Source organism: Streptomyces sp. WY228, from assembly GCF_019287315.1.
In the GTDB taxonomy this organism is placed as follows: Bacteria; Actinomycetota; Actinomycetes; order Streptomycetales; family Streptomycetaceae; genus Streptomyces; species Streptomyces caviscabies.
Window position 1 is genome coordinate 4,475,110 of record NZ_CP079114.1, and the last position, 16,960, is coordinate 4,492,069.

Below are 16,960 nucleotides of genomic sequence, written 5' to 3' on the forward strand. Positions count from 1 at the left end.
TTCCAGAAGGGTGGAAGGCTAAGGCGAAGGGCGTGACCGATGAGCTGCTGGAGGCTGATGGGATTGCGGAAAGAAAGAAGATTATCGATGATAATCAGGATCTGTGGCGCAGTATCAAGGGTGTCCTGGCGGCCGTTGGCTATCAGAAGTGCTGGTATTGCGAAACTGCTGACATTCGGTCGGATAATGCGGTAGACCATTTTAGGCCCAAGGGCAGAATTTCTGGCGGGGGCAAGGAGGGGTATTGGTGGTTGGCTTTCGATGTGCGCAACTATAGATTTGCCTGCACGTATTGCAATAGCCGACGTCACGGAGAAGGGGGGACGATTGGAGGTAAGGCTGATTTTTTCCCCCTGGCTGCAGGCTCGCGCAGGTCGGACAGTCACTTGATTCCAATATCGGTCGAGATTCCAATGCTTCTCGATCCATGCGATCAGTTTGACATCACCGCCTTGTGGTTCGATGAGACGGGCCAGGTGAAGGTGAACCCTGGCGCGGAAGTATTGGAAGAAAATGTCTCTGATCGCGTAGCTGTATCGCGTTCTCTGTATCATCTAGATCATGTGAGACTCATTGAAGCGCGTAAGCGCGTCTTTCTCGAAGTGCTTCAAATGTGTGACCAGGCGGACGAGGCGCTTGTGAGTTATAAATCGACTCAAGATGTCATGGCGCGAAGCATCTTCCATGAGTCGATTAATGCCCTTAGGAGAATGAAAAAGGAGGATGCCCCTTACTCGGCTGTAGCTAAGTGCGCTGTGAGGGGCTATCGCAATACTAGCCCCTCAGCCAAGCTCATCGCCGAGGCGTCATAGGCGGAGCGGGTTTGGCCGGTGTCCTGCCCGGCTTGGGGTCGAGCATGATCAGGGGGCCGTACGCTGGCCGGCAACTCGGGCAGGCTGTGATCCTGCCCGGAATTTCAACGAGTGGCCCCCTGATCTTGCTCGGCGCGGGACCCGAACCGGGGAGGTGGGTAAAGTCGTGGAGCCGACCGCCCCAGCCGCAGAGGGTGTCTCCCGATTCATGCCCGCAGCTGCTAGCGCGCCGCCGGGCGCGGCCAGCCGGGGCGAAGACAGAGGCAGGCCGCGCCGCTGAGGCGGCCCGCGCCCGTGCCGTGCGCGGCCCTTGATGGGGTAGGGAAAGTTTCACTTGCCCCGGGAGCAGGTGCCTTGCGCAGCTTGCGGGGCGAAGTTGGCTGGCGCCCGTGCCTAGCTGGGGCGGGCGCCAGCCAACTCCGGAGGCCGTCAGGCCGCCGCAGCGGCCTCGCGGCCCCTGTGCGTCCGACGGTGGAAAATCTCGTCGAAGGTGGCGCGGGCGCCCGTGGGGTCGATGTAGTGCATCGCCAGGAGGGCGGCGATGACGGCGCCGACCAGGTCGTTCTGGACCTCGGACCAGGTGTGGTCGTCGCCGCAGGTGGTGAGTCCCTTCAGGCCGTGGAGGGCGTGCATCGCCTCGCCGGCTTCCTCGGCGACCTTGCCGACCTGGAGGGCTTTGAGTTCCTCGTCGGGGAGGTGGGCGCCGGCTGCTCGGCAGACGGCGGAGAGCTTCTCGATGTTGTCCCACAGGGTGTCCACGTCGGACCTCCGATCGATGGGTTCGGCTATTCCTGTGCGGGTCGTCCGAGCTGGCGTACGTTCCATCCGGCCATGCGCCAGGCGTCGGCGTCGATGAGGTTGCGGAGGTCGACGAGGACCTGGTCCGCGACCAATGGGGCGAGTGCTTTGGGGTCGGCCTCGCGGAAGTGGGGCCATTCGGTGGCCAGGACGATCAGTTCGGCTGCCGCGAGGGAGTCTTCGAGGTCTTCGCAGTAGTCGAGTTCGGGGTGGCGGCGCAGTGCTGTGGGCACGGCGTGCGGGTCGTGGACGGTGACGGTCGCGCCGCGCTGGTGCATGAGTGCGGCGATCGCCAGGGCCGGGGATTCGCGGACGTCGTCGGTTCCGGCCTTGAAGGAAGCGCCCCAGACGGTGATCCGTACGCCGTCGACGGGTCGGCCGAGCGTCTGCTCGATGAGCCTCAGCGCGGCGGTGGGGCGGGTTTCGTTGACCTCCTCTGCGGCGCGCAGCATGGTCGCTGCCTCGGCGGCGCCCAGGGCACGGGCGGAGGCGGTGAAGGCGCGGACGTCCTTCGGGAGGCAGCCGCCGCCGTAGCCGGGGCCGGCGTTCAGGCCGCCGCGGCCGATGCGGGGGTCCAGGCCGATGGCCTCGGTGAGCTGCTGGACGTCGGCTCCGGCGGCGGTGCACATGTCGGCGACGCCGTTGATGAAGGAGATCTTCATGCCGAGGTAGGCGTTGGCGGCGCCCTTGATGAGTTCGGCCGTGGCGGGATCGGTCACGAACAGCGGGATGCCGTTCGCGAGCAGTGGTGCGTAGACCTGGCGTACCGCGTCCTCAGCGCGGGCCGAGGGCACGCCCACGACGATGCGGTCGGGGCGCAGGGTGTCGTCGATGGCGTGGCCCTCGCGCAGGAACTCGGGGTTCCAGACGACCTCCACGTCCTCACCGGCCGGGGAGAGACGGGCGAGCAGAGCACCGAGGTCACGAGAGGTGCCAACGGTGACCGTGGACTTGCCGACGATGACGGTCGGGCGGGTCAGGTGCGGGGCGAGAGCGCGGGCTGCGCCGAAGACCTGTCCGGTGTCATAGCTCCGCCCGTCCGCGTCGATCGGCGTGCCCACGGCCAGGAAGTGGATGTCGGCGAACTCGGCCGCCTCTGCGAGGCTGGTGGTGAACCGCAGCCGTCCAGTGGCGGTGTGGGTGCTGAGGAGTTCGGGCAGGCCGTCCTCGTAGATGGGGCACTCGCCGGCGTTGAGACGGTCGATCTTCGCCTGGTCCAGGTCCACGCCGATGACCTCGTGGCCGATCTCGGCCATAGCAGCGGCGTGGGGGATGCCCAGGTGACCACAACCGATGACGGATACGCGCATGGGGTCGACGCTCCTTTCCTTGCCTCTCGCCCGCCCAGAGGAGTCCGGGCCGGCCGGGTGCGTCACGCTAGCGCCAACACCCGGCATGGCCCTCTTCGTGCAGGTGGATCAACCAGCTTGCTGCTTCAGCAGGTTGACGAGGGCCGGTAGCGCCTCGGCGGCGGTTGCCCGGCACACCAGGTCGCCGTCCTGGGGCCCTTCCAGCGGGTACGGCATGAACTGGCCGTCGCGCCAGAAACCCTCCGGGTCCAGGTAGACGACCTGCATGCCGCGAGCGCGGGCGCGAGCCTGGACCTTGCGGCGGTCGGCGTGCAGGCCGACGACGAGAAGGGCCTTGGCACCGTCGACCCACTCGACATCGGGTACGGCCTGGTCGTACCGGCGCATGAAGCACTCGTCGAGCCCGGCGCGCGCCGCGAGCACGTCGAAGTTGTTGGTGATGACAGGGCCGACGAGGTGCCCGGCGTCCTTCAGTTCCTTGAGCGCCCACATGGCCGGGGTCGGCTCGGCCAGGAAGCATGCGCGGAACATCTCCACGAATTCCGCCGCCTTCTCCTCCGGCTCTGTCAGCAGCTCGTGGAGGAGGGTGTCCGCTGTCGGGGAGAGGGTGAAGCGGTGTTCCCGCGGTTCGTGGCCCTGGCGGTCGGTGACCCGGTAGATCTCGTGGAGACGGTGCAGGGGCGGGATACCCGCCTCGACCGACGTACCGCATCCGATCTCCACCTGGAACGGCAGCAGGTCCGCGAGGACGGACAGGTCCGTGACGCGGGTCGGCGTACCGGGGCGGTCCTTGCACCTGATCCCGGTGGAGAGGACGTTCCACGGCAGCTGCCGCACCGAGGGCGGCGGTGCGTAGGACACCGAGGCGATCTGCACGTCCAGGCTCCGGTAGCCGACGGGTAGGGTACGGCCCGCAGCGGCGTCCTGGGGGTGGACGTCGTGCTCGGTGATCCGGCACTTCAGATCTCGACGTGTCCATAAGAATCCACCGGGAGCCTCCTTCCAGCCGCCGGTGGCGAGCGAGTCCCACAGGGCGTCGTGGTGCGCGTCGATCTCGTCCGCGGGAGCGGTAGCGGAGTGGTAGAGGTACAGGTCGGTCAGGCCGATGGCCGGCGCGGCGGTGGTGGGGACCAGGCCGTACCGGTAGCGGTAGTGGATGATCCGCCGCCGGGCGTCGTCGTCGGCAGTCCAGCCGCTCTGTTCGGCCGTGGCCTTCTCCTGCGTACGGCGCCAGATGCCTTCCTCGATGTAGCGGGGTCGGTCGGCGTCGCCGAAATAGGTCTTCCAGACCTGCTGTTGGTCGGGGGTGAGCTGGTCGATGACGATGTACGGGATGTCCATGATCTCTCCCTGGAGAATCACGCCTGGATGTTCCGGGTGCATGGCAGGCTCCGTTGGCCGGGAAGGTGAGGTGAACGACCCGGACAGCGGAGCGGCGTCAGCGGTCGGAGGGCGGGCTCGCGTCCGTTGAGACGGCGGCGGGCTGGTGACCGAGGACGTTGAGGAGCGGGACGGCCTGCTCACGCAGTGCCCAGCCCGGTCCCACCAGGCCGGCGACCGCCAGAAGCGTGAGCGCGATGCCTCCGCCTTCGGGGCGTACGGAGCGCGGCGCGGCTTTTCAGGCGTGGCGTCGCCGAGGCCCGGTCACGGGGTGCCGCCGAGGGCCCGTCCGTGTGCGTCGACGAGGCGGCTGGTCTGCTGGTGCAGCCACTCCAGCTCGACAGAGGTGAGGATGAGCGCGCCATCGAGGGTCGAGCCGTCATCCAAGTGGAACTCGATGGGAACCGATCCCTGCCTGGCCCGCGGGTCGTAGACCGCGTCTCGTCCGGCCGAGAGCGTGGCGTGGGTGGCCCTCACCGGCACGGGCCTGAGCGTCGTCCCGTCGGCGGGCGCGGACCACGGGGCCCCGCCCCCGGGCGGACGCAGGTGGTACGTCGTAGCAGAGCCCTCACCAGGGAGAGCGACCACGACACCCACACGGCCATCGCGAGCGCTGTCTGTGGCGAGGTCGCCGAGCCGTGGAACGAACGGTGCTGCCGTACCTAACTCGGCTCCCTGCGAGGGAAGATGAGAAGAACGTCGTCGCGTCATGCCCCGAAGTTAGGGACAGGACGGGCCTCGAATATGAGCCGGAGGAATACGACCCCTATCCGTCCAGGTGAAAGCGGTCGGACATGTGCCGCAGCTTCTCCCTCGTGGCTGCTCGTTCCGCGTAGACGATGCTGCGAAGCGTTGAACGGGCGATGGGATGGTTCCGCACGAGCTGCGGCGCGATCCGCTCAGCCGTCTCCAGCTCGGTGAGGGCCTTTGCCCGGTTTCCGTCCCACAGCCAGGCCCGTGCGACGTCCATGTGGTGGTGTCCCTGACGGGAGTTGGGCAGTGCCCCGACCAGGCTCGGGCTGGTGCGGCGGTTTATCTCCAGAGCTTTGCCCTGCTTGCCCATTTCCAGGGCCACGCTGATCGCGTGGATCTGCACGTTTCCGGCGGAGAACGTCAGCGAATGCCGGTCGTACACCGGTGCGCCGACGTACGCGTCCATGCGTTCTGCCGCGTCCTTCGCGTGTCCGATCCGGTCCTCCGCTTCCGATGGACGGTTGGCCCGAGCGGCGGAGATGGCCGCCCGAAGCTGAAGCGTGCCCCAAGCCCGCACGGCCAGCGGATCACCATGCTCGTACGGCTGTTGCACCGAGGCGATCGCCTTGTCCGAGAGGGTCAGAGCGTCGGTCCAGTCAGCGGTTGCCCACATGTCCCAGACGCGCATCCAGTCGGCGACGGCAGGCAGCACCGGGTCTCCCGACAACCTGGCAGACCACGCGGCCCGTTCGCACGCCATGGCCACCAGCTCGGGGTGTCCGAGGGCGTGCGCGGCGGTGTGCGCGAACTTGCAGCACACGGCGTAAATGGCATACGCCTCTTCCCGCTCGTGCCCGTCCGAGTCCTCCGCCAGGGCGCGCGCTTCCCGGAACAGGTCCGGGAGAACTCGGAGGATCGCGACGTTGGAGGCGGTGTCCCGCAGGCGGTGCAGCCGGGTCACCTCACGCCATAGCTGTGAGGCCGGTCGGGGATCCCCGTCGAAGACGGGAACGAGGTCGTAGCGACGCAGCTCGCGCAGGATCGACGAGGCGGCGATCTGCCACTGGCTGTCGTCGGGGGAGCTGCTGTACGGGCGTCCGATCAGGTCGTTCGGATGGACGTGCAGCTCTGCGGCCACCTGGTTGAGCAGGCCGACCCGGTCCAGCTCGATCAGTCCACGCTCCATCTTCGACACCCAGCCCTGCGACTTCCCGAGGGCCGTCGCCAGGTCGGCCTGCGGCATGCCCAGTCGCAGCCTCGCCCTGCGAGCGCGTTTGCCGATCTCCTCGGCTTCCTCCAGCATCAGGACACCTCCCAGCCGCCGGACGATCCGGCGCGACCGCCGGTCTGTCCGTACAGAGTTCGTCTCCTGCACCGTACCCATGACGCGGCTTCAGCGTGAGACGAGCTGCAAGGACCGTCGGGGCCGCGGCCCGTGTACCGCTGTCCCGTCCTGAACGGCGAGTCCGAGACCGGAGGCACTTTTGTCCGCCATCAGTGCCCGGACTGCCACCAGGCATTGATCCTGAAGCCGCCGGTGCCGAGCGACAGCGGATCATGGGGATGAGGAACACTCCACGTCGCACTCCGCCGGAGGCAGCCAGTGACCACCGTGACCGTCCTCCACCCTGGAACCATGGGCGCGGCGATCACCGCCGAGCTTGTCGTCGGCGGCCATGAGGCGCTGTCGGTGACCAAGGGCCGCAGTGAGAACACCTGGCTCCGAGGGAGAGAGGCCGGTGCCACGGCGTACGACTCGCTCGCGGAAGCGCTGTCCCGGAGCGCGGTCGTTCTCTCGGTCTGCCCACCACAGGCGGCGGAGGACGTTGCGGCGGCGGTGGCCGCGCACGGTTTCGCGGGGGTGTACGCCGACGTCAACGCCATCAGTCCTCAACGCGTACGGCGCATCGCTGACGAGATCCGCCCCGGTACCGCAGTTGTCGACGGTGCCGTTTTCGGTCAGCCGCCAGGCGAGGGGCGTGCCACACGGCTCTATCTCGCAGGGGCCGACTCTGCCGTCGAGCTGGTGGCGTCGCTGTTCACGGACTCTGCGCTGCACGTGTGCCGCGTCGGGGACACAGTCGGTTCCGCTTCCGCGCTGAAGATGGCCTTCTCCAGCTACCAGAAGGCCGCCCGCACCCTCGCCGGAGTCGCTCACGCGCTCGCCGACGCCCATGGAGTCGGTGATCAGCTCACAGCCGAAGCCGCGGTCATGATCTCCGCGATCCTCTCCGATCCGGAGTATCTACCGAGCGTGGCAGCCCGAGCCTGGCGCTGGGCGCCCGAGATGGAAGAGGTCGCCGATACTCTCCGCGCGGCTGACCTGCCCACGGACATGGCCGAAGCCACGGCTCGGGTGCTCGCCTACTGGGAGCAGGACAAGGACCAGTTCGACCTGCCGGTCGTGCACACCCTCTCCCAGCTCCGGTCAGAGAAGAGCCGTTGATTCGTTCACGCTGAGGGCTAGCCGCTGGACGATCACCTCCGCCGAGGGCGAGACGCGGGAATGGTGGGTGGGGCCGTCGCCGCAGGTTCGGGCGAGGGCACGTGGCGTAGTCCGGTGCTGCGAGCTTGTGCCGCCAGAGCTCGTCGACTGGGAGCCGGCCTCTGCGAGAGCCGATGTACGCGCCAGGTGAGGGTGCGTGCCGGGGTGCGTGCGTCGTCGAGGGCTCGTTCGTCTGCTGCCTGCTGCAGCAGGCGTTTGGGGTCGTGGCCCGCTGCCTCTGCTTGGGCCAATGCGGTGGTGAGCGCCTGCGAGGCAGAGTCGGCGAGGATCTGGTCGGCGTGCGCCGGGGCGGCCTGGCGGATGAGCCGGACGTATCGGTCCGCAAGGTTCTGGGACGGTCGGAGTTGGCCGAGGACCAGTAGGGGCGTGGCTGCCATGTGGTCGTAGGCGGCCTGGAGGTGGAGCAGGCTCTTGTGGGCTGAGGCCACCTGTTGCTCGTGCTCTCGTCGGTCGTGCCAGCGTGCGGCGGCGATGACGGCGAGGAGTGCAGCGTCGAGGAACATAGCCAAGGCGGCTCCGTCCTTCGGTGCCGGCTCGCGAAGCATCGCCTTGACCGCGCCGCGTAGGGCACGAGCGTGGTGGTGCTCGGCGCGGACGCGCGAACGGGTCGCGCGCTCGAAAGCTGAGGCCGCTGAGAGGAGTTCGGTACGAATGTCCGGCGGTGCGGTGAGAGCTACGGCGTCGAGCGCTTCACCGAAGGCGGCCAGGTGGGCCTGGGCGGCTTCGGCGTCCGGCTGGTCGAGGTGGTGGGGGATGCGCTCGGTGGCTGCGGTGGCTTGATGCCATGGGTGCGACCTGAGACGCTCCTCGGCGGCGGACGCTGGGACCTCTGCTGCGGCGAGACGGCTCTGGATCTTCGGGAGGGAGAGATCCGGCGCCAGCGTGGAGCCGGAGAACCACACCGGTTCTGCTTTGGCGTTCCGGTCGTTCTCCAGAGCGACCTTGTAGCCGCGTGGTTCTCCCGAGGGGAAGTGCAGGACCTCGACGAGAACCCCCTTGGAGTGGGTGAGCAGACCGAGGAACTCCTCGGTATCTGTGGCGGCAGCCGCCGCTGTGCGGACCACGGTGCGCAGGCGTTCGCGGGCAGCCTTGGCCTGGCCGTTCCGCAGGGCCTTCTCCTGTTCGGCGCGATGGGGCCGTTTCGCGGAGGTGCGGTCACCGCGGATGACCCGTTGCAGCCCGTATTCCTTCTCGATGGCTGCGAGTTCGCGGTCAGCGGGGAGGTAGTCGTTCCAGTGACGTGCTGAGCGGAGGTCACCTCGGACCTTTGTGGCGGCGATGTGGATGTGATCGGGGGCGTGGCGCACGGCGATCCAGCGGCAGCCGTCCGGGTCGTCCGTCGGTGCGATGCCGGCGGCCGCGACGACGCGACGGGCGATGTCCGCCCACTCGCCGTCGTCGAGGAGGCGGTCGCCGGGTGCCGCACGTAGGGAGCAGTGCCACACGTGCTGCTTCGGGGCGCGGCCCAGTCGATCAGCTTGCTTGACGCGCAGATCGAGGTCGTCGACGAGCTGCTTCCTGGCCGCCGTGATGTCGTCGGCGCGGCCGGGGTCGGGGGCATAGCCGTCCCAGGAGGCGACGAGGTGGGGATCGATGTGCTCGTTGGCGCGGCCTGGTCCGTAGAGGTAGCGGATGAGGCCGGCCGTGCTCTTGCCGCTGCTGATCTTGGCGATCATCGGTGGCTCTTTGTGGCGACGGCTTGGTTGGTGGCCTCCGCAATGTGGCGGACGGCGGTGCCGACCGCGGCGAGGGTGCGTTCGGCCTGGGCCAGGGTGGTGGTGTCGCCGGAGTGAGGGAGGTCGCCGGAGTTGAGCTTCCTGGCGATCTGGTTGATGTTGTGGCCGATCTTGGCGACCTCGCCACGGAGCGTGGTGAGTTCGTCGACGTAGTCGTCGAGCGGGGTGCGCTGACCGGGCAAGGCGAGGTCCCCGTCGAGGTGGGCCATGACGACGGCACCGACGTAGTGGGCGGCGGCGATGTTCAGCGAGCGGGCCTTGGCGACGATGTCCGCCTTCTCTTCGGTGCTGTAGCGGACATCGACGCGCGCGGTGCGCTGGGTCTCGTTGCGATCGCGGCGGCGGGCGACGCGGTGGAGCGCGGCGGCTTCGGCGGCACGCGTTTGCGACACGGCAGCGCTGGAGGTGTCGATGGGCTGATCCTGCTCGGGCGCCCCCTGGCGCCCGTGACCCTCCGCCACCCCCGGGGCGGAGGAACCTGCGTTGGACCGGCCCTTGGACGGTCCAACGCCATACCTTGCTCCGCCTGGGGCTGGGGTGGAGGTCAGGTGCCGAGAGGCGTGGGGGAGAGAGTGTGTGGACTGTTCGTGCATGAGGGGCTCTCTGACCGTACGAAGGGGAAGCCGTGCTCACCCCGGCGATTCCGAGGCGGGCAGTTGGCGGGAGGGTGCGGGCCTACGCCGTGGTGCGGGCTTGGTCGAGCTCGGCCTGGAGGAGGTTCTTGACCTCGTCCAGGCGGGACCGCCCGATGCCGAGTCCCTTGGCGTGGACGGCCGCCTCGATGTGGCGGCGAGAGATTTGGCCGCCACGTCCCATGGGAGCCGTACGTCCGATCTCAACTGCCTGCTTGAAGGTGGCGCTCGGTCGGCCGCGACGTTTGCCACGTGGCTGGGTGGGCTGAGACACGGACACCGCAGGGGCCTTGGCCACATCGGCATCGGGCACCGGGGCCGGTGTGGGAGTCGCCCCGGCTTCTGGAGACGTGGCTCCGTCGTTGTGCGGCTCGGGGCGGGGCTTCGTTCGCGTAGGGCGCCGTTGGACGAGGAGGTAGAGGTGGACGGCTCCGGCCAGGGCGAGCGGGGCGATGGCGGAGATGGCCCCGACGGTGAGGTCGTCGAGAGTGAGTGCGCTGCGCCGGTTCTGCTGGTTGAGGCGGACGGCGTGCAGGACGTTGGCCCAGATGCTGGTGGCGGTGGCGATGCCGACCAGTGCCGAGACGTAGAGGCGGGCGGACAAGGGTGCGGTCCGTAGGACGAGCAGGGCGCCGATCCCGATAGCGATGAATCCGTCGATAACGAGCGGGAAGGCGTAGGTGAGCGCGGGATGGATGTGGCTGGCGGCGGCCATCTGACGCAGGGCGTCGTAGGAAAGCGCGAACGCGGCCACGGCCAGCAGCGCGACACCGGTGCGGATGGCCGGTGCCAAGGGCGGCAGCGCGGTCGACGGTCCTGCGGCGAGGGTGAGTGAAGGCAAGGGGGAGTGCTCCAGGAGGTGCGAGGTTCGGCCCAGGGGCGCGGGGACCCGTCACGACATGTCGCATGCCTGGTCAGGGCAGATGCGGGTGCGGCGGTGACATCGAGACGACTCGTCACCGGATCTCGACCTGTCACCGCTTTGACCTGCGCGGAGACGAGTCGTGACGGGTCGTGCAGGGTCAGGCCCCGGTCGCGGCCTCGGGTGCGGGCTCGGGGCAGTAGCGGGCCCAGGCGTCGGCGAAGTGCCGACGGGTGTAACCCCGAGCCTGGACGTTGCCGTGGAAGCGCTTGGGGGCAGAGCTGATGCCGTACTCGTTGAGCAGGATCTGCAGGCCCCGTGGAGTGAGGCCGTTGGCGGTGTACTCCGGCCAGGGAGTCTCGGTGTCCTGGTTGAGGATGTCCAGGAGCCGACTGGTGCGCAGCGCTGGTGGGTTGCCCTCGGAGGCGAAGGCACGGCGGACGTCGGCCAGGAGGCGGATGCCCAGGCTGCTCCGGTCCTGGTCCTGTTCGGCCTCGTGCTTTGCCATGACCCGGCAAGCATTGCGGGCGAGGGAAGGCCACATCCCGCCGGCGAGGTCGGCGACTGCGACCAGTGGCTGCCAGGTGTCGGCCGCCCGGTCTTCGACCGGCATGGAGGGTGTCAGTTCCATCGCGCTGGCGTGGAGTGGGCCCAGCCATGCGGCGAGTCGCTCGCGCAGGGCGTGGAGGGGCGGGGTGTCGCGGAAGGTACGGAATTCGGCGACCTTCTCGCCCGGCATGCGGCGCCGCATACGGATCACGACCGAGCGGTCCATGATCGTGTCAGGCAGGTCCCCGATCCCGGCGAGGGCTGCCATGGCGAAAGTGGGGAACTTCGACACCTCGTGGTTGGGTCCTGAGACCCGCAGGGTCGGGCGGTTGCGCTGGTGACCTGCGTTGAGCAGGCCGCGCATCTCCTCGTTCTTCTCCGCGACCTTCGCGGACCCGAAGAGTGTGTCGGCCTCGTCGACCAGCAGGGTGGGCGGGGTGTCGGTGATCGACCGGAACACCGCGGCGGCCGAGGCGTTGACCGTGATGAGCGGATCGTGGACGCTCTCGGTGATCACGTCCAGGAGCCGGGACTTACCGCACCGCTTCGCAGGCCCCACCACCGCCAAACGCGGCGCGTGCTGCCATGCAGTCTGCAGGTGCGTCGCCGCAACCCACAATGTCACCGCCGCTGATGCCTCCTCGCTCGGCATCACCACGTACCGCAGGATTTGCTCCCGCAGCGCCGTGAGGACTTCTTCGCCTTCGGAGGCGGAGGCGGAGGCGGAGGCGAGGTGGTGCTGTTCGGAGGACGGCCCGTCCTCGTCGGGACGGGGGCGGCCGGGTACGGCCACGGGCGGCCAGGCGGCTGCGCCGACGGGAAGAGATGGCGTGCTCGGGGCGGGATCGTCCATACTGGACATGTAGCTCCTCTGCTTGCAGGCCAATGGGACGGCAATCCCGGCTTGCAGGTCAGTCGTTCAGGGATGGGCGGCATGAGGTTTGCGCGCTGAGCCCCTCGGTGTTGGGTCACCGGGGGGCTTTTTGTGCTTCTGGGCAGGTCGAAGCGCGCGCCAGCGGACCGGTGCGGTCTGCTGGGGAGTTTCAACTGTACCACCACCTATGCGTTTCGCATAGCGCTTTGCGATCAGCAGAAGCGATGCTAGCGTTATGACATGCGCCAAAAGTGGCGGTGAACGCGGAGAGCGAGAGGAGGCGGCGATGTCGGATGACGAAGAGGGCCCGGAAGGGGTGCTCCTCAGCGGCGAAGAGAACGCCACCGTGCGGATCAAGCTGGAGCGGGAGAAGCGCGGCTGGAGCACCACGACGCTGTCCGACTACATGAACGACGCCGGCTTCGACATGAACCCGTCCGCGGTGTGGCGTATCGAGAACCGCAAGCGCCGCATCAACCTCGACGAGGCCATCGGCTTCGCCGAGATCTTCGGCGTCCCGCTCAGCAACTTCGTCGGACCGCCCAGCCTGGCGACCATGGGCCGCGCCATGGAGTTGATCGACAACGTCGTCGCCACCTACCGGGCCTCCAACCGTGCCAACCACGAGGCACGGAGAGCCCGCGACCAGCTCGACGCCTACCTCGCGGACCACCCGGACATCCGGGAGGAAGCCGACGTGATGGTCTCCAACGCCATCGCGACCGAGCTGATCAAGATCAACAAGGAGTACGGTCCCGCTTCCGACGCGTAGCGAACCGATCCAGCCGCCGCAGTGGGAACGCAAACCCCCGCTGCGGACGCATCACCCGCCCCATCCCTGAACGACACCAGGCCAGCCCAGGGTTGCCGCCCTGCCCGCCGGCCAGAACCGGAGCACCAACCTTGCGCCCTTCGGCGATACCGCACGTCCCTGCTCAGCGCCCCCTCCAGCCGGAGGAGGTGACCACCACCGACCCCCTCCTCACCGTGGAGCAGGCTGCCGAACGCCTCGGCACCGGCGTGCGCTTCATCCGGCGACTCGTCCAGGAGCGCCGTATCCGCTACGTCAAGCTCGGCAAGCCCGTGCGGATACCCGAGAGCGCCATCGCCGCATACATCGAGGAGCGCACCGTGCCGACTCTCCGCGATGAGCGTTCCCGCTACGGGAAGGCCGCCTGATGGCCACCCGCAAGCCGCAGAGGCGGCGTGAATTCGGCACGGTCCGCCAACTGCCTTCGGGTCGCTGGCAGGCACGCTACTGGGCCCCGGACGGCAGCCGCCGTACCGCCCCGGAGACCTTCTCGACGCGCACGGACGCCCAGACCTGGCTCACGCTCACCCAGGCCGACATCGAGCGCAAGCACTGGGTCGACCCGGACGCCGGGGCGCTCAACTTCGCTGCCTACGCGGTCCAGTGGGTCGAGGAGCGCGGCCTCTCGGCCACCACGGAGGAGCTGTACCGCAGGCTCCTGCGGTTGCACCTGCTGCCCACGTTCGCCTCGGTGAACCTGGACGACATCACACCGCCCGGTGTGCGTACCTGGCGGGCCGAGCGGCTGGAGGCAACCGGTGCGACGACCGTCGCCAAGTCGTACCGCCTCCTCAAGGCCATCATGGAGACGGCCGCCGACGACGAGCTGATCCGCCGCAACCCCTGCCGGATCAGGGGCGCCGGCAGCGAGAGGGCGAAGGAACGCCCTACCGCCACCGTCGAACAGGTCGACGCGCTCGCGGACGCCATGGGCCCCAGGTGGCGGCTGATGGTCTACTTCGGCGCCTACGGGCCGATGCGGCCGGAGGAGCAGGCGGCACTGCGGCGGCCCGACGTCACGCTCGAACCGCTCGCGGCCAGGATCAGCGACGCCGCGCCGGAGCTGACCACAGGCCGCCGGGTCGAGGGCGACACGAAGTCGACCGCCGGACGCCGAACCGTCTTCCTCCCGGCCTTCTTGCACATCGAGGTGAAACGCCACCTGGACTGGTACGCGGAGAAGGAGCCCAACGGCCTCCTGTTCGTCGGTGAGCGGGGCGCGCCATTCCGGCGGTCCTCCTTCGGCCGCAAGTGGCGCAGGGCCCGCGCCAAGGTGGGCCTGCCGGAGGACTTCCGCTTCTACGACCTCCGCCACACCGGCCACACCTTGTCCACCCAGTCGGGGGCCACGCTCAAGGACACGATGGTCCGCGCTGGCCAGTCCTCGGAGAAGGCGGCGCTGATCTACCAGCACTCCGACGGGGAGCGACAGCGGGAGGTAGCGGAGGGCATCGACGCTCGGGTGCGGGAAGGACGTCAAAGGGCCAAGGAGGCGAGCCGCCTGGCCGAGCGGTAGAAGTAGCAGGGCGGGCGGCAGCCTTCCCCTCGCCAGCCCGCGTGGCCCAGATGTGTGGCCTGCCGACTGGCAGGCCACACGTTCAGCCGAGCAGTGTCTGGATCGCGCTTCGAAGCGAGTCGGCGAGCGAGGTCAAGGACGCGGCAGAGCCAAGCGCGAGGCTAAGCATTTCCAAGGTTTCGGCAAGGCGGCGGCCGTCCGGCGTCGGCTCGCGAAGCTCCTCGTCGATTCTGGCCACGGCTTGTCGGCAGCTGTCGATGCTGTGGACTTCGTCAGCGTGCGTATCCAGGGCGGCTGCCAACTCGGCGAGTTTGGCATGCGCGGCCAAGAGCCTGGGATCGTCTGCTTCACGTCCCGACACTTGGACTTGGCGCATGTCGCCGCCGACCCTGCCGGTGTTGACTTGATTGCCGCTGCCGGTGACGTGGGTGCCGCCACTTGTGTTCGCTCGTCCAAAACGCATGGTCATCCCGCCTTCTCGGTTCTGTTCGCCGGACTGCCAGGCGCGGAGCCTTGCTGCATACCGCCGCCCATATTTCCGGTGTTCACCTGGTTGTTGTCACCGCTGATGAAGTTCTGTGTGATGGCAATGGCCTGGCGTTTGAAGTCTCCGGTGGCCAGACCGTGATCAGCGAGAAAGGCGCTCACAGTGCTGAACATCCTCGACTGGAGGATCGAAACGTACCGCTGCACGTCCTCGGTCTGGTGCATATCCTCAGTCGTCGCCCGGCCACAGTGCTCTCGAAGGCTTACGGGCTTGCCGTCGTCCCTTGGGCGAACAGCGGCTGCGGCTGTGGTTGCCGCGCTCAGCAGTCCGAGGCCACGGCCGACTGCTGTGTAGGCCCAGGCAGCTAGTGCGACGGTGTCTCCGACCGCGTGAAGCGGCGCTTCCGCCAGCTTCCTAGCGAGGTCCCAACCCTTCGCGGGAGTAACGTTCGCCGAAGGGGTCAATGGGGCGTGGACATGTGGACGGGTAACGAAGTGAAGGGTGTTGCCTTCCAACGCAGCGTGCGCGAAGACTGTCACCACAATCTGCCCGTCCCATGCGATGACCTGCGCAGCCAGGTATCTACGAGAGAAGTGGCCGGTTGGCGCGTCACGGGCCTCGGTGCACATTTCAGTAGCTTCCGGCCACTCTGACTTGCTGACACCGCCCCTACTCTGCCCCAAGGTTTTCCATCGGCTCTCTGGAACCCCTAGGAATTCGGCCACATCGCAGTTGGGTAGGGCGTGGGTCTCAACCAGAGCTCCGCGAAGTTCCTCTAGCTCGTCACGCACCTTGTCCAGGAGTTCGTCCGCCTCAAACTTTTGGCTCGCATCGAGATCGAACGCACCAGTGGCCGAAAGATTGTCTTCTTCCTCATCGCTGGTGCGAGCTGACGTTAGCTGGATGCGGGTAGCGCCCCTCATCCACGAATCGAGGCCGGCTCCCACGAAGCGGTCTACATTGCCTTCCCTGCGGTAGGCAATGCTTTGCCACTGCTCTGAGACTTCGTGCGAAGCAATCTTCTTAGCAGCGTAAGGGGCGAGGAAGGGACGTTTGGCCAGTTGTGTGCGGCTAGGCCGTAGTGACTGCATATAGGCGTGACACACCAAACGGTCAAGAAGATGAATGCTTGTGGCGCCGATGAGAAGGTGAGGAGCGACGATAAGAGCTTCCACCACGGCATCGCGCAACATCGGCTGATGAGGCTTGACGAAGGTCCAGAGGGCAAGCAGGGCTGCAGCAAGCAGGACAGTCGGAACCAGTGCGCTGAAACCCCAGCGGATGACTGCTCGACCGGCCCGCCCGGTGAGGAACTGCCAGACCAGCATGGCCAGGATGAGCGCCGCAAGTCCCAGTGGGTGAGTGCTTGCCATATAGAGGGACGTGGCCAGCAACAGGGTGAAGCGGAGGCGACGTTGTCGTCGTGCCGCCACGCTGTGGGTGAGTACCGGAGCCAACGCGAATCCAAAGGACGGCACCGGCCGCTTTCGCGCGTACAGCACATTTGTCAGAGCCCACTGCGCGAGAGGCTCCCCGGTGAACTCGTCTAGACCCCGAATGGGGCGCTGGGGCCTTCCCTGGATCTTGTCCTGCCATCGCCCGACCCAGTCCCGTGCCTGCATGATCCTGTTGACTCGCTCGTGCACGGAGCCAGCCAACCCCCGAATGACGGAGTTGCTGCTTGGCGCTGGATCTCGTCGAGCGTACTCCGACCGGACGGGGCGCTGGCCGGGTACGTAGGCCAGCGGCCGACCAGTCTTGCCGTTCACTGGTATTTGGGGAACGGGCTCCGACTTCTGTCCGGCATCAGAGTTTGGTGTGCGTCCGCGGGGCACTCCCGCCTTCCAAGACAGCAGCGGCACCTGCCACCTCCCCCGAGGGCCGTCCAATGAAGGCCCCACCTTCGACCACGGCGGATCTCCTCCGCTGGCGAATGGCTATCTCTGTCTCAGAAGCGCCCCAGCCTCGGCCGACACGCAGCAGATCGGCAACGT

Annotated in this window: 16 protein-coding genes; 5 read left to right on the plus strand and 11 right to left on the minus strand. The window is 67.7% G+C overall.

Annotation, left to right across the window (positions count from 1 at the left end; all coding sequences use genetic code 11):
- The first annotated feature begins 32 nt into the window (after window positions 1-32).
- Window positions 33-812, plus strand: a complete 780-nt coding sequence (locus KV381_RS19610) for a hypothetical protein (RefSeq protein ID WP_218785859.1) — start codon at window positions 33-35, stop codon at window positions 810-812.
- A gap of 429 nt (window positions 813-1,241) precedes the next feature.
- Here the strand turns inward: KV381_RS19610 and KV381_RS19615 are convergent, their stop codons facing one another.
- The 5 genes from KV381_RS19615 to KV381_RS19635 all read right to left on the minus strand — a co-directional run bounded on the left by KV381_RS19615 (window position 1,242) and on the right by KV381_RS19635 (window position 6,296).
- The gene (locus KV381_RS19615) at window positions 1,242-1,571 is read right to left on the minus strand and encodes a MazG-like family protein (RefSeq protein ID WP_218785861.1); all 330 of its coding nucleotides are present in this window, start codon (window positions 1,569-1,571) and stop codon (window positions 1,242-1,244) included.
- A 26-nt stretch (window positions 1,572-1,597) separates the two neighbouring features.
- On the minus strand, window positions 1,598-2,920 hold the full coding sequence (locus tag KV381_RS19620) for a UDP-glucose/GDP-mannose dehydrogenase family protein (protein WP_218785862.1): 1,323 nt from the start codon (window positions 2,918-2,920) through the stop codon (window positions 1,598-1,600).
- Between the two features lie 108 nt (window positions 2,921-3,028).
- Complete coding sequence (locus tag KV381_RS19625) at window positions 3,029-4,261, minus strand: hypothetical protein (protein ID WP_199888238.1); 1,233 nt, start codon at window positions 4,259-4,261, stop codon at window positions 3,029-3,031.
- A 303-nt stretch (window positions 4,262-4,564) separates the two neighbouring features.
- Window positions 4,565-4,783 (minus strand): hypothetical protein, encoded by a 219-nt coding sequence (locus tag KV381_RS19630; RefSeq protein ID WP_007457738.1) that lies wholly within the window; start codon window positions 4,781-4,783, stop codon window positions 4,565-4,567.
- Between the two features lie 283 nt (window positions 4,784-5,066).
- Window positions 5,067-6,296: a helix-turn-helix domain-containing protein gene (locus KV381_RS19635; RefSeq protein WP_218785863.1), complete on the minus strand. Its 1,230-nt coding sequence runs from the start codon at window positions 6,294-6,296 to the stop codon at window positions 5,067-5,069.
- A 300-nt stretch (window positions 6,297-6,596) separates the two neighbouring features.
- On the opposite strand from KV381_RS19635, the gene KV381_RS19640 reads away from it, so the two are divergent.
- Complete coding sequence (locus KV381_RS19640) at window positions 6,597-7,439, plus strand: NAD(P)-dependent oxidoreductase (protein WP_218785864.1); 843 nt, start codon at window positions 6,597-6,599, stop codon at window positions 7,437-7,439.
- Between the two features lie 32 nt (window positions 7,440-7,471).
- On the opposite strand, the gene KV381_RS19645 is transcribed toward KV381_RS19640, so the two are convergent.
- From KV381_RS19645 to KV381_RS19660, 4 genes are all read right to left on the minus strand, one after another.
- A complete protein-coding gene (locus KV381_RS19645) occupies window positions 7,472-9,175 on the minus strand; it encodes a relaxase/mobilization nuclease domain-containing protein (RefSeq protein WP_218785866.1) in 1,704 nt (567 codons plus the stop codon).
- Window positions 9,172-9,828 carry a MobC family plasmid mobilization relaxosome protein gene (locus tag KV381_RS19650; protein WP_373461060.1) on the minus strand — a complete coding sequence of 219 codons (657 nt, stop codon included), beginning with the start codon at window positions 9,826-9,828 and terminating at the stop codon, window positions 9,172-9,174. The genes KV381_RS19645 and KV381_RS19650 overlap by 4 nt, the downstream gene beginning before the upstream one ends.
- An 82-nt stretch (window positions 9,829-9,910) precedes the next feature.
- Window positions 9,911-10,708: a DUF2637 domain-containing protein gene (locus KV381_RS19655; RefSeq protein WP_218785870.1), complete on the minus strand. Its 798-nt coding sequence runs from the start codon at window positions 10,706-10,708 to the stop codon at window positions 9,911-9,913.
- A 181-nt stretch (window positions 10,709-10,889) separates the two neighbouring features.
- The gene (locus KV381_RS19660) at window positions 10,890-12,131 is read right to left on the minus strand and encodes a DUF3631 domain-containing protein (protein WP_218787261.1); all 1,242 of its coding nucleotides are present in this window, start codon (window positions 12,129-12,131) and stop codon (window positions 10,890-10,892) included.
- Between the two features lie 307 nt (window positions 12,132-12,438).
- Here KV381_RS19660 and KV381_RS19665 point away from each other — a divergent pair, with 307 nt between their 5' ends.
- From KV381_RS19665 to KV381_RS19675, 3 genes are all read left to right on the plus strand, one after another.
- Entirely contained in the window at window positions 12,439-12,924 is a 486-nt protein-coding gene (locus KV381_RS19665) for a helix-turn-helix transcriptional regulator (RefSeq protein WP_218785872.1), read from the plus strand.
- A gap of 188 nt (window positions 12,925-13,112) precedes the next feature.
- Window positions 13,113-13,331 (plus strand): helix-turn-helix domain-containing protein, encoded by a 219-nt coding sequence (locus KV381_RS19670; protein WP_010071525.1) that lies wholly within the window; start codon window positions 13,113-13,115, stop codon window positions 13,329-13,331.
- Window positions 13,331-14,479, plus strand: a complete 1,149-nt coding sequence (locus KV381_RS19675) for a tyrosine-type recombinase/integrase (protein ID WP_218785874.1) — start codon at window positions 13,331-13,333, stop codon at window positions 14,477-14,479. Before KV381_RS19670 ends, KV381_RS19675 begins: the two co-directional genes overlap by 1 nt.
- Window positions 14,480-14,561: 82 nt before the next feature.
- Here the strand turns inward: KV381_RS19675 and KV381_RS19680 are convergent, their stop codons facing one another.
- Both KV381_RS19680 and KV381_RS19685 read right to left on the minus strand, forming a co-directional pair.
- The gene (locus KV381_RS19680; RefSeq protein ID WP_218785876.1) at window positions 14,562-14,948 is read right to left on the minus strand and encodes a hypothetical protein; all 387 of its coding nucleotides are present in this window, start codon (window positions 14,946-14,948) and stop codon (window positions 14,562-14,564) included.
- Window positions 14,945-16,612, minus strand: coding sequence for a hypothetical protein (locus tag KV381_RS19685; RefSeq protein ID WP_256995107.1), 1,668 nt, complete (start codon window positions 16,610-16,612; stop codon window positions 14,945-14,947). The genes KV381_RS19680 and KV381_RS19685 overlap by 4 nt, the downstream gene beginning before the upstream one ends.
- Window positions 16,613-16,960: the final 348 nt, after the last annotated feature.